Genomic DNA, 13,226 nt, shown 5'->3' with positions numbered 1-13,226 from the left:
GTTGTAAAACCTAGCTCAAGGGCATCAAGGGCTGTAAACTTAACACAATAATCGGTAGCCAAGCCCATGACGTAAACGGTGTCAATACCTTGCTCTTTAAGCCAGTCACCCATGCCCGTCGCTTTTCGGTGGTCGTTGTCAAAAAAACCACTGTAACTGTCGATGGTTGGATCGGTGCCTTTGGTGAAAACTTTGGTGATTTTTTCTTGATGGAGTTCTTGCACAAATTCTGCCCCAAAGCTCTCCTGCACGCAGTGGATTGGCCAGAGGACCTGAGGAAGCCCGTGTAGGTCAATCACTTGTCCTGGTTTGCGCCAGGGGTGATTAGCCGCAAAACTACCATGATTAGCAGGGTGCCAGTCTTGGGTAGCAACTATTGTATCAAAATGAGGAATAAGGGCATTCGCAATGGGAATAACCAGATCGCCTTCTTCAACAGGTAGTGCTCCTAAGGGGCAAAAGTCATTTTGTAAATCAATTAGAAGGAGCGCACTATGGGGAGTAAGATTCATGTAGATTCAATTTGTTTTTTTGCGCAATACTTAAAAGCTTGTTTGACATCGCACTAGATACTAGTAAGAATGTACAACGAACGTATCTATTTGAAGGTCGTAAGTCTTGATATAGTTGCTGATAAATGTAGTTAAAGCACCTTCCTGTCGCTGTCGAGTTCGTGGCCCTGGCCGGTTAGACCAGTGCGCGATAAACATAGGAATGGTTTGTGCAGGTTGTGAGAAATCAATAATCTGAGTTTGTCCGTAGGCAAGTGTATCAAGAGATTTGAACTGTTCTGCCTGATGTAGCGTGGAAGAAAGCCGAACAAATTGTAAAGAATCAAGCTTGGGTTTCAACTGTTCCTGTAAGCGGGTAATACTATCTCTTACTGCTTCTTCTCGCTGGTAATTACGCAGCTCTTCGAGCTGGCTTTTGACTTGGGTAAGCTGCCCTGAGCCGATGGCGTTTTTTTCAATATCCCCCAGCTTAATCCGATAGTCGGGAATTACTTGGAAATAGGTATCGGGTAACTTGTATTTACCAGCCAACATGGTATTGTAGCTGTTGGTCATACTGTCAGGAACATCTCGGTTGATGAGTTGTACAACCAGGATATTGGAGTCAGGAGTGATGTTGAAAACATTGTAATCAATACAATCATTGTCAAATTGATCTTTAACAAAAGCTTTGACATTTTGCTTGTACTGTAAATCCTGAATTACGTCGCGGAGGATAGATGTACCGGGAATGATGATTACTAAACTAAATACAACTACCGCAATCCGCGCCCTTAAAGACTCTTTTTGATTGGGGTGTTCCTTATAGGGGAATTGTAAGAAACGGATAATCAGATAAGACGTTAAGGCAATAAAGAAGGAGTTGAGAAAGAAAAGGTAGAAGGAGTTGAGTGCAATTTCCATATTGCCATTGGCAATGCCGTATCCCGTTACACAGAGCGGAGGCATCAAGGCGGTAGCGATGGCTACGCCCGGAATAGCATTCGATTTATCCTTACGGGTAATAGAGATAATACCAGCCAAGCCTCCAAAAATAGCAACAAGTCCATCGAGAAAAGTAGGGGCTGTCCTTGCTTCGATCATGTCCGTAAAAGTACCCAGTGGCGTGAGCCAGAAGTAAAGTGTACTTGTAAGCAGCGCTATAAAAATGGAAATGAGAAAATGCTTAATAGCAAGTAGCAGCATTTCCCGGTCATTGATACTAACCCCCAAGCCTACTCCCAAGATAGGAGACATCAAGGGCGAAATCAACATGGCGCCAATGATTACGGCTTCAGAGTTGAGGTCAAGACCAAGGGAAGCAATCATGATGGAGCAAATAAGCATCCATGCATTGGCTCCTCGCATGAGTTTTCCCGACTTGATAGCAATAACGGTTCCTTCACGATCCATTCCCTCCTTGAGGTCAATGAAGTCGATGAACCATTCTCGGATATCTTGCACTAATAGCCTAAAAGAAGTCGCAATCCCGGGGCGTTCTTCCTGTGGGTTAAAAGATTGATTTGGTTTCTCCATGAGAGTAAAAGTAGCAGAATCTAGAGATTGTATTAACTATTAGTGTTGAAATTTTGTGATTATTGCTATTAATAACGTGAGGTTTAGCTAGCGCTGCTACTTCGTGGTGCCTTTTTGTATTCCTAGAAGGCAAGAAGTGACTAGGCAAATCTCACAGTACCAGGTACTTAGTATAGGGTACAAGGATTTTTGAATCCCTAAAATGGATGCTATACCAAGTACCATCTACTTTTTACCTAGTACAGTGAGGTTTGGGGGATTTAGTTTACTGGTAATAAGCCCTTTGTACTCAAATCTCACGTTATTAATAGGGAGTAGAGCCTCTAAGCAGCTATTACAGCCTCCTTTTTGGACGCTTTTACCCCCAGTCGAATAAGCCATAACAGCATAACTCCACAAACTACTGATGCAGTAGGTATTAACCAGTTTGCAAATGGAAATTCTTTAAAAGCAAAGAATGTTAAAGTGATCAGGACGATTAACCTAAACGCGTCGATATAAATAGCAAACTTTGTTTGTTCCATCATTCTTGCGTGAGCAAAAACCGATAATAAAACTATTCCGACCAAAGCCAATATTTGGTGATTTGAGAACAATTCTTCTATTGGGAAGTATTCACCAGGTTTGTAAGGTTTAAAAACAACCATCAAAGCGGCAAACGCTGAAAAGGTAATTGCCACATTTAGTAAAATGTAAGCTCCGAGTTCAAAACTAATTGGAATATGATGATGAATTCTATTCCCATTGTCATCTGTTTTATACTCATTTGGTAAATGAGGAACATCATCTGGAGTCCAAGCTGGGCCCTTGGTGAAGACTTTAATTTTATCGCTAATTTTTTTTGTTTTTTTAGCTCTAATCAACAAATTCCGCCAGTATGAAAAATTGGCATTATAAGCATTAGCGCTCTCAAAACCAGTAGTAATGCCATACGTTGGCTCTTCATCCTCTTCAATAAATGTTCCGAATATTTTGTCCCAAATGATGAATATATGACTATAGTTATGGTCCATATATTTCTCATTTCGCCCATGATGAACCCTGTGGTGAGATGGAGTTGTCAAGAACTTCTCAAAAACGCCTAGCTTCCCAATAACTCTGGAATGAGTAAATAATTGGAATAATCCTAAAATCATGGTGCAAACTCCAATAGTAATGGCATTAAAACCAGCTAAAGCCATCCAAACAAAGAAAAACACCCTATAAAATACAGCAAATAAAGATGCTCTAAACACTGTTGTTAGATTTAGCTCCTCACTTTGATGGTGCACGATGTGTGCCGCCCATAGAAAGTTTATTTCATGGCTTAACCGATGGAACCAATAGGCTAAAAAGTCAAAAGCTAAAATTGCGATCACCCAGGTACCAATATTCATTGGGATTTGATACGGTGCCACATTTTCGTAGATATATTGAAAGCCAAATAAAATAAGGACAGATAGGAAAAAGTCAAAAACTCTCTCCATCATCCCACAAGAAAGATTGGTAATGCTATCTGACAATCGATACAAAGTCATTTTCTTTTTCTTTGCAACGTAAGACTCTAGTACGAGTGCTCCAATAACTATTAAAACACTTGTAATAATTACCCCGGTTATTGGATTCATGATTTTGTTTTTTTGCAAAACTGCAAAAGAAAAGAAAAAATGAAAAGATAATTTATATCATCGAGCTAGCGGCTTTATTTGACCGCATTGCAAGACGAGAAGCGCCTAAGAAAACAAAAAACATAAAGAACGCCATCAAAATATGACTAATGTCGTGGTAGTTTAACCAGCGATGTAAGCTTATTTGGTTGTTGAATACAAGGCCAGGAAAAATACCATAGAGGATAGCTGTAAATAAGATCAAACTGCCTTTCTCTTTTGATTTTATATAGTAATAAACTTGCATTGGGAGTGTAAACCCAACAAGCGAGACCGTAGACGATAATTGAGCATATACAAAGTCGCTTAATTGCGGGTGAAGCATTAATACCAAGAACGTAAAATATTGAAGAACTATTAATACTCGGAGCACAGCATACAGTCTTGTAGTTAGAATTTTTTTTAATTGTAATAAGGAAGCAAAGGCTAAAAATAGAAGCCCTGTTGAGCTACAAACCCAACCTATTTTTTTAAATCCGGAACCTACATAGGCTTGTAGTCCATGTCCAAACCAAGCTGCGCTAGTCATCCCAATTGCAAAGCATAAGAAATAAAACTTATAATAGTTATAGCTTTCTGATTGCTCACCTTTATATCGTGCAAAACGAATAAAGGCATACAAACTTACCAGTGCAACCAAAAAATCAGTAAGTGTAGTTACTGGTTCTCTCCATTCAAAGGTTCCTATAAAAACAGTTGGGTTTAATATGGGATCTATTGCTTGCATTGGTGTAAAGATATTTTTTTAGCTCCAAAAACCTATTAAAACAGCAATGAAGCTGTCTAAAACTTAGCGTCTTTTTTTTAAAAAAAAACGCCCGAGAGTAGTTATCCTCCCAGGCGTTCTCATTACTGAATGTGTTAAGATTCAGCTTTAAGCTTTAGCGAAAGATGACCTTCCTCACGCTTATTCCTTCGGCAAACTTGACCTTTATAAGGTAGGTGCCTGCCGGTAAATTCCCTCGCTCAAGCTCGTATTGATGATTATTAATGCCGTTCTGGGCGCGGATATAGCGTCCGTTAATATCAAATACCTGGATAGTTTCCATTGGGTAGGTAGGGTTGGTGCGGATGAATACGCGCTCGGTAGCTGGGTTAGGAGCTATGCTTAGGTCAATAAGGCTGTCGTCAGCAAGCTCTTCGGTAGCTACAATGGCACATTCCTCCAATTGCAATACCTGACAGGCTCGGGGAAGATAATGGGCAAATATAGTGTCAATGTAAGCCCGTGCTTTTTCGGCTGACATGCCGGGATTAAGAGCTAAGCCATACTCGTGGAGTTCACTCGCAATGAAGTCAGTGCCATACGCTTCATTTGTTTGAGTAACGGCACTGTCCAGTTGAGAATAATCCCACCACTCCCAAGGCCCGGATAGTGTTTGTTGTATTGGTGGTATAAAAGGATACATGTGTTTGGCAGCTAAGGTCGTAGGTGATTGTCCCAAAGCTGCAAGATTTGCCGGGATATCTGCCAGCAAATTGGTACGATCCTCTAACCATGCGGATAACCCAGTCATTTGTCCATTGACAGGATTCAAACGATCATTAATCCCTTTCTCATTAGCAACCTGTATCGCTAATCGAGTACCGGATACAGGAAGTATTAATATGGGTGGGTGAGGTACTAGTACAGGACCATCGCCAAAAGGAATATAAGGATCGGTGAGCACATGATAACCGATGATGGGTGGTTCAAGACCAGTATTACTCTCCAGCCAGGAAGTATCACAAATAGCTCCTCCCATACTTACGGCCAGGTGTACATCCGAAGAATAACCAGGCGCATTGGGAAGATTAAGGGTAGCCTCTGTTTCTCCGTAAATATCGCCATGAACATTTTCGAGGATATATGGTTCGAGCGTTTCTGTATTGATGAATTTTCCCAACGCACTGATTTCGCTGTAGTCATCCAATGTTGCCACGCCTAATGCGAGATACCCCCCCGTCTCTTGTCCCCACGCAACGATGCGGTCACTATCTACACCATAGGGGTTACCCTCTTCAGCAACCGTTTTTCGTAAAAACCTGATGCAAGAGCGAATATCCTGTATGCCTCGGTAAATTGCTTGTAGGAAGGTTCCTGTAAGGACAGCTTGGTCGGCAGCAACAGGATTCCATCCCAATCGGTAAGAAGCAGCAATGGCAGTATAGCCGCGCTTAGCCAGCCTAGTGCATACTTCCACTACGGTAGAATCTGATTTCCCCCCGGTTACTCTTCCATTGAAATAGGGAGGGAAAAAATTACCGGTAGGAATATAGATAACAGTCGGGCGTTCAGTGTTCACATCCCCAGCTGGTGTGTAGACATCCATGACCAAGGGAATGGTATCGGGGTTCATGAAAAGCATGGAGATATTGGTCGCGTAGACAACGTTGTATTCGACGTTAACGTCCGTGAAAACCTCGTCTACGTAGCGGGTGTTTTGACCCACTAAACTGTTCAGTATTCCGCAAAAAAGAAAGAACAACAGGTAATTTAGATGTGGCATAATCATTGTGTTTTTCTTTTACAAAAAAAAAACGCCCGAGAGTAGTTGTACTCCCGGGCGTTCTCACTTCTAAATTCGCTAAAATTTAGCTTTAAGCTTTAGCGGAAGATTATCTTCCTCACGCTAACTCCTTCGGCAAATTTGACTTTGACAAGATAAGTGCCTGCCGGTAAATTCCCTCGCTCAAGTTCGTATTGATGATTATCAATGCCGTTCTGGGCGCGGATAAAGCGTCCGTTAATGTCAAATACCTGGATAGCTTCCATTGGGTAGGTAGCATTGGTGCGGATGAATACACGCTCGGTAGCTGGGTTAGGAGCTACACTTAGACCAATAAGGCTATCGTCAGCAATCTCTTCAGAAGAAACGATGGCACATTCTTCCAACTGTAATACCTGACACGCACGTGGAATGTAGTGAGCCATAACGGTATCAAGGTATGCACGTGCTTTCGCAGCCGACATATCTGGGTTGGTAATCAAACCGTTCAAGTGCAGGGTGTCAGAATTGAAATCAGTACCGAATACACCATTTACCTGAGGGATGATTACATCTAGCAATGGCTTGCTCCACCAGTCCCATGGACCAGATCCCAGTCCGTCTACAACAAACGGATACATGTGAGGAGTAGTCAGTGTCGTAGGTGATTGCCCTAAGGCTGAAAGATCAACAGGAACCCCCGCAGCAGCATTGGTGAATGCCTCCAAGCCAGCAGCTAGCCCTGTCATTTGTCCGTTTACAGCATTTAGGGGGTCGTTGGTTCCTTTTTCGTTAGCAACCTGTACAGATAGGCGAGTACCTGCTACCTGAACAACAAATTCCTGAGTAGTAGGCACAATTACCGGGCCGTCTCCAAAAGGAGCGAAAGGATCACTAACTACGTGGTAACCAATGATAGGAGGCTCGTTGAACTCAGGCGTATCGCCATCAATCCAAGAGGTATCACCCAAGGCACCACCCATATTTACGGCAAATTGAATATCTGAAGAATAGCCAGGTGTATTAGGGCTGTTAAGCTGCGCTTCTACCAAGCCATAGATATCTCCGTGTACACTTTCTACCACGTAAGGCTGGAAAGTTTCGGTATCGATAAATTTGTCTAAATCTGAAATTTCAGCATAATCATCCAGTGTTGCCATACCCAATGATAAGTAACCACCAGTACCTTGACCCCAGGCTACAATCTTATCGGAATCAACACCGTAAGGGTTACCATCTTCCGCAGCAGTTTTACGCAAGTAGCGTACACAAGCACGCATGTCCTGAATACCGCGATACGAAGCCTGAAGTAGGGTAGATGTACGGATATTCTGATCAGGAGCGGTAGGTGCCCAACCCAGACGATAAGTAGGCGCAATGGCGGTATAGCCGCGCTTGGCCAAACGGGTACACATTTCAACGACGGTAGAATCTAGTTTGCCACCAGTAACCTGTCCATTGAAATACTGAGGAAGAAAACTACCGGTGTGGATGTAAAGTACAGTAGGCCGCTCGGTATTGTCGTCTCCATCTGGCGTGTAAACATCCATTGTAATGGGAGACAAAGCTGGAGTTCCAGTGAGCACGGTATAGTTATTCGCATAGACCACATTAGAGGTTACCGTAACGTCTGTAAAAATTTCGTCTACATAACGGGTGTCTTGAGCCTGAAGGCTGGTGAAAACACCGCAGACGAATAAGATAAGTAGAATGTTAAATTGCTTCATAATTAAGATTAATGCAGTTAAATTGATAAATTATTTTTTCTTGAATTCGTATAAAACAGAGAAGTAAGCCAGGCGCCCAATGCGGGGCCCACCGTACGTCTGAAAAGTTTCGTTGTTGAGAATATTTGAAGCACCTAGCTTGAAGGTACTGTTCAATTTGGCTACCTGCCAATTGATCTGGGCGTCCAAAAGGTCGTAGGAAGGAATCTCTCCGGTAAACTGTGGTGATCCTTCAAAAATGAAGCCTTCAATCCATTTGTAATTGACACTGAAGCCAAAATTAGGGACACGGAAGAGCCCCAGATTCAGTGGAACATTTCTTCCGGAAATACCAACATTGTACTTGTGTTCTGGCGTATTAAAGGCCGGAATAATTGGATCGTCCGTAATGGTATTCAATTTGTTCCACGAGTAATTAGCGTTGAACACAAAATAGTTGGCAAAGTAGTAGTTAGAACCAATAGAGAAGCCTTGGGTAGTGACCTCTTCTGTGGCATTGGCTGCAACTCGATAAGCCTGAGCGGATACCAGTGTACCAAAGGTATTGTCAAAACGGGTATCTACTCCGATATTGAAACCGATAAAGTCGGTATAGAAACTGTAGTAGTAGGTCGCATCCAAATAAAGCCGCTGAAAGAGGGTTGTACGGAAACCAGCTTCTACGGTCTTTACTTTTTCTGGCCGAATTGGAGCTACGTTGAAGTAATCCAGCTGGTTTTGATCATTGGCGTTAAGGGCGTTGGATAGTGACTCTACGGTCACGAGGCTATCAAAGCCGTTTAGATTGCCCAAAAGGATGGCTCGGCCTACATTGTAGTTCAAGTACTGATCTGCCAGGGTAGGATTACGAACAGCAGCGGAAAAAGATGCACGTACAGTTGTCACTTCGGTTGGGCTATAAACCAACGAACCCGCTGGTGAAAAGAGATAGTCGAAGTTTTGGTTCTTGTCCAAGCGTAAGGACGCACTAACTTTCAGCTTGCTCTTTAGCTCTAGGGTACCTCCACCGTAGATGCCAAATTCCTGGGTATCAATATCTCTTCCCATGGTATCCAACAAAATAGAACCATCGGAATTTGGTGTGTAACGACGGAAACTGGCACCAGCTAGTAAATCGAGGTCAGTAATATTGCCGCGAGCAACGAGGTCATTGAATTTGTACTCTCCTTGGCCGTGTATGAGTGCTGATTTGTCGAAGAAACGGGTTCCACCACTGTTGAGGTTGCGACTAGTAATTCGATCAAATTCTTCGTCAAAACGGGCAGTACCTGGCTCGTAAAATTCTACAGCATTGTTAGCAATAGGATCTGCAACTAGTGCCGCTTCCTGAGCTAAACTGTGCCACTCGAAAAGGGATGCTTCAACATCTGGCTGCCCGAGGAATTCTGCTAAAGCTGCGCGATAACCAACCGGATCACCAGGGAATTGAGAAATACTAGGAAAACCTTCTATCGCCCGCATTTGGGGCATCACTTGGTTATTCCAATAAGCACTGTAAGCATTTCGCCAAAAACGATTCTCCTTGGCATTGGTTTGGAGTAGTAGAGAGGTAAAGTAAGGGTCGTAAGAATCTCCTGCATCTTCGTGGGTGACGTAAAAGCGCAGGAAGTAAGTATCGTGTTTTTTTAATTCCAGGCGATGCTGGAAGAACTGAATGCCCCTCAGACTGTAGCGATTGTCTCCTTGATAAACGGTAGTTCCTGTACTATAATTAGAGGCCGCAATAAGGGTAGGGGAGCCTAAGTCCATACTTGGCTTGAGCCTGAAATGTACAGCTGCACCAAGCTTTAGGTTGTCTGAATCATAATCAACAACATCAATCTCGCGGTAGCCTTTGCGGTGAATAATACCAAGACCAGGAAGCTGGAGGATATTAGTGAAATCACTGCCACTGGTAAATTCGTCACCATAAATGTTAACAGCGTCAAAACCGCCAGGATTGTCTACGCCTGTATCCGTATCATCAACTGGGTCATAATTATCTGCTACCCAGTCATCTGCCTGAAAGTAGGAGAAGTTAATCTTGTAGCCAATGCCTTTGTTTTTACCAAAAACATCCGCATACCGGAGCGCACCTTCAAACAAAGAACGGTCGCCACCTTTGGCCATAGCCGAAAGTCCCTTATGGAAAAATGGGTCTTTGGTTTCCATACTGATCACGCCATTGAAGGCATTGGGCCCATAAAATGCAGAACTCGCACCCACAATCAGGTTTACCCGATTGACATCCAATTCAGAAGAACCCAGGAAGTTGCCGAGCGAGAAGTTCAAACCAGGAGATTGGTTGTCTACCCCGTCAATCAGCTGTAAAGAACGAACCGGGCTGGTACTGTTAAATCCACGGGTGTTGATAATCTTAAAGCCAAGGCTGGCTGCTGTAAGGTCTACATCCTTCAATGCCCCCAGGCCGTCATAAAAACTAGCGGCTGGTGTTTCTTTTATGGCAATATTATCGAGCGTTTCTACCGTCAAGGCCGACTGTCGCTGGCGTTCACCAATACGGCGCCCTTTGACTTCTACGGTTGCTATCGTAACCGAGCCTTCTGATAATTCTATCTTGAGAGGTTCCACCAATGATTCTACCAACACTTCTGCGTCTGCAAAGCCGATGTACGAGAAAACCATCGTAAAGGGAGGAGTGGCTGTAGTAGGAAAAGAGAAGGCTCCATCGAGATCAGTGACGGTACCTTCAGAGGTCCCTTTAATGATGGCATTGGCTCCAATCAAGGGTTCACGGGTAACACCATCAATAATTTCTCCGCGGACAACGGTCTGCGCTGAGGCAAAAACACCTATCCCCAAAAAGAGAATAAAATACAATAAACGTGAGTGTAGTAGAAATTTCATGCTTTGATAAGGTACGTAATAAGTCAATAATTCGGCTTACGACGGCAAATTAGTGAATTTTCGCTAACGATGGTTTTATATTTTAAAAATAATACTAAGATATAAACCCAGAGCGCTGTTGTTCAATGAGATAGGGTAGTGGTGCGGTAAAAGAGGCCAGTAAAAAACAATCTTGATCAGTTAGCTTGCCGTTTGAGTATAGACTACTCAATATACAATTAACTTAACGAGTTGTACTTAAAAATGTGATTAATATTTATGCTTTTGGCACAGAACTGTCGCAAAAATCTGGTATTCGCCACCTTTGCCGCTCATATATTCTGTATACAGCCCAGCCAATGAAGCTACCTAACAGCGCTCCGCAGGTGATATCAAGCGGGTAATGGACCCCTACGTAAACTTGCCCAAGTGCAATACTGGCTGCCCAAAAAAGTAGCAACCACCGCCATTTTTTCCAACGGCGTCCCCAACCTAGAAAAAGAAAGATGGCGACCGCAAAATGATTGGTCGCATGCGAGGACGTAAAGCTATAGCCACCTCCACAATGCACCCCAACGTCTCGCGTCGGTTGGCTCAACGCCGTTTCTCTGCATGGACGCGGGCGTTTTACGGATTTTTTCACCAATTGACTACTGCTGAAATCAGCAAGTCCAACAACTACCCCCAGCACAAGCAGGTAATAAAGTGCGGGTAGCTTGTATTTGTAAAGCAAGCTCACGGCTAAAAGTAGATAAAGCGGAATCCAGGTCGTTTTTTCTCGCCAGTAGGGCATTATGGCATCTAGCCAGGGATGTTGCCAGCCGTGATGAATCCATTCAAAAAGGGAATAATCAAGTTGAATCAGTTGCTCCATAATGCAAACATAAAAATTGTTGGCTAATAAATACAGTCCGGGTATCTTTGTCGGTCTAAACAAAAAGAAATAGCGTGGCCTTTATAAAGTCTATCTCCGGTTTTCGGGGAACCATCGGTGGAAAAGCAGGAGAAAATTTGACCCCTCAGGATATTGTAGAATGTACAGCTGCCTATGGGAGTTGGTTGCTACAAACCGGAGCAGCCCCTAAAGTTGTTATAGGTAGAGATGCCCGCCCCTCGGGAGCGATGGTGACCCAATTGGTAACCGCAACCTTGCAATCATTGGGAATTTCCGTTGTCGATTTGGGTCTTTCTACTACGCCTACAGTAGAAATGGCAGTACCTCACCTCCATGCGGGTGGAGGGATCATCCTCACGGCCAGCCATAACCCCAAAGAGTGGAATGCGCTGAAATTACTTAATGCCACCGGAGAATTTATTTCTGGCGAAGATGGCAAAACCCTCCTGGCGCTATTGGACCAGGGGGCGGTAAACTATGCTGCGGTAGATGATTTGGGCACTTACGTGCAAAACGACGACTTGTTGGATTATCACATCGAAAAGGTTATTGCTCATCCCTTGGTGAAAGCTGACGAAATTCGAGAAAAAGGCTTTAAAGTTGTAGTGGATGCCGTTAATTCCAGCGGTGCTTTGGCCATTCCTGCCCTACTGAAGGCCCTGGGCTGTGAGGTAGAAGTGTTGAATGCTGAGATGAACGGCCAGTTTGCGCACAACCCCGAGCCTTTGCCCCAGCATTTAACAGAGCTTTGTGAAAAGGTGAAGTCAAGCAAGGCTGATCTGGGTATTGCTGTTGACCCTGATGTTGATCGCCTCGCACTTGTGGGCCCCGGTGGAACATGGATAGGAGAGGAGTACACCCTGGTAGCGGTGGCCGATTATGTTTTGCAACACCAGGCTGGACCCACCGTATCCAACTTGTCTTCTAGCCGTGCATTACGCGATATCACCAACAAGCATGGGCAAACCTATTATGCCGCAGCAGTAGGAGAAGTGAACGTTGTCAACAAGATGAAAGAAGTACAGGCGGTCATTGGTGGCGAAGGAAATGGTGGCATCATCGACCCCCAGCTGCACCTTGGCCGTGATGCGCTGATTGGCACCGCGCTGGTGCTTAGTAATATGGTTTGGGCAGACAAGTCTATCAATGAGTTGCGCGCAACTTATACCGATTACTTCATGGTTAAAGACAAAGTCGCGCTTTCACCAGACCTGGATGTAGAGAAAAAGCTGGAGCATATTCAGGAGAAATACAAAGATGAGGCAACAATCAATACCATCGACGGCCTGAAGTTGGATTTTCCTGAAGGCTGGATTCATTTGCGTCGTTCAAATACTGAACCTATCGTACGCATTTATGGTGAAGCGAATAGCGTAGAAGCTGTAAATGCGCTGGTAGCTCGGGTGAAAGCTGATTTTTAGGGTAAACTGTTCGTGTGTAACTGCATGAATGTATTTATACGAATGGTAATGGCCTCAATGGCTACTGTATGATCATTTTTTGGGCCATGCCGGTATTCGCGTTGCTGTGCAAACGCTCCTACGGCACCAGGCTGTCCACCGCTTGCTCCATAGGGCTGGGTTTCAAACCCGGCCCTATGGAGCAAGCGGTTACCATCCCTTGTCCTGCTCCTCCGT

Annotated in this window: 10 protein-coding genes; 1 reads left to right on the top strand and 9 read right to left on the bottom strand. The window is 43.9% G+C overall.

What is annotated here, in order from left to right; translation table 11 throughout:
• The 8 genes from pncA to ACRBG0_RS18705 all read right to left on the bottom strand — a co-directional run.
• On the bottom strand, positions 1-512 hold a 512-nt coding region (gene pncA, locus ACRBG0_RS18740), incomplete at its 3' end, for a bifunctional nicotinamidase/pyrazinamidase (protein WP_431488388.1).
• 60 nt (positions 513-572) lie between these two features.
• Entirely contained in the window at positions 573-2,027 is a 1,455-nt protein-coding gene (locus ACRBG0_RS18735; RefSeq protein ID WP_431488387.1) for a DUF389 domain-containing protein, read from the bottom strand.
• A gap of 323 nt (positions 2,028-2,350) precedes the next feature.
• The gene (locus tag ACRBG0_RS18730; RefSeq protein WP_431488386.1) at positions 2,351-3,634 is read right to left on the bottom strand and encodes a sterol desaturase family protein; all 1,284 of its coding nucleotides are present in this window, start codon (positions 3,632-3,634) and stop codon (positions 2,351-2,353) included.
• Between the two features lie 52 nt (positions 3,635-3,686).
• Entirely contained in the window at positions 3,687-4,400 is a 714-nt protein-coding gene (locus ACRBG0_RS18725; RefSeq protein ID WP_431488385.1) for a DUF6962 family protein, read from the bottom strand.
• A 154-nt stretch (positions 4,401-4,554) separates the two neighbouring features.
• Positions 4,555-6,162: a T9SS type A sorting domain-containing protein gene (locus tag ACRBG0_RS18720; RefSeq protein WP_431488384.1), complete on the bottom strand. Its 1,608-nt coding sequence runs from the start codon at positions 6,160-6,162 to the stop codon at positions 4,555-4,557.
• A gap of 98 nt (positions 6,163-6,260) precedes the next feature.
• Positions 6,261-7,868 (bottom strand): T9SS type A sorting domain-containing protein, encoded by a 1,608-nt coding sequence (locus tag ACRBG0_RS18715; protein WP_020534249.1) that lies wholly within the window; start codon positions 7,866-7,868, stop codon positions 6,261-6,263.
• A 30-nt stretch (positions 7,869-7,898) separates the two neighbouring features.
• Positions 7,899-10,715, bottom strand: coding sequence for a TonB-dependent receptor (locus tag ACRBG0_RS18710; RefSeq protein ID WP_020534248.1), 2,817 nt, complete (start codon positions 10,713-10,715; stop codon positions 7,899-7,901).
• A gap of 256 nt (positions 10,716-10,971) precedes the next feature.
• Positions 10,972-11,568, bottom strand: coding sequence for a phosphatase PAP2 family protein (locus ACRBG0_RS18705; protein ID WP_431488383.1), 597 nt, complete (start codon positions 11,566-11,568; stop codon positions 10,972-10,974).
• 74 nt (positions 11,569-11,642) lie between these two features.
• Here ACRBG0_RS18705 and glmM point away from each other — a divergent pair, with 74 nt between their 5' ends.
• On the top strand, positions 11,643-13,010 hold the full coding sequence (gene glmM, locus ACRBG0_RS18700; RefSeq protein ID WP_431488382.1) for a phosphoglucosamine mutase: 1,368 nt from the start codon (positions 11,643-11,645) through the stop codon (positions 13,008-13,010).
• Here glmM and ACRBG0_RS18695 read toward each other — a convergent pair.
• Positions 13,007-13,226, bottom strand: a 220-nt coding sequence (locus ACRBG0_RS18695) for a hypothetical protein (RefSeq protein WP_431488381.1), incomplete at its 5' end; no start/stop codon positions are given. The two genes, glmM and ACRBG0_RS18695, sit on opposite strands and share 4 nt — an antisense overlap.

This window comes from Lewinella sp., from assembly GCF_050633125.1.
Lineage (GTDB): Bacteria > Bacteroidota > Bacteroidia > Chitinophagales > Saprospiraceae > Lewinella.
This window is presented reverse-complemented; position numbering and strand designations above follow the sequence as displayed.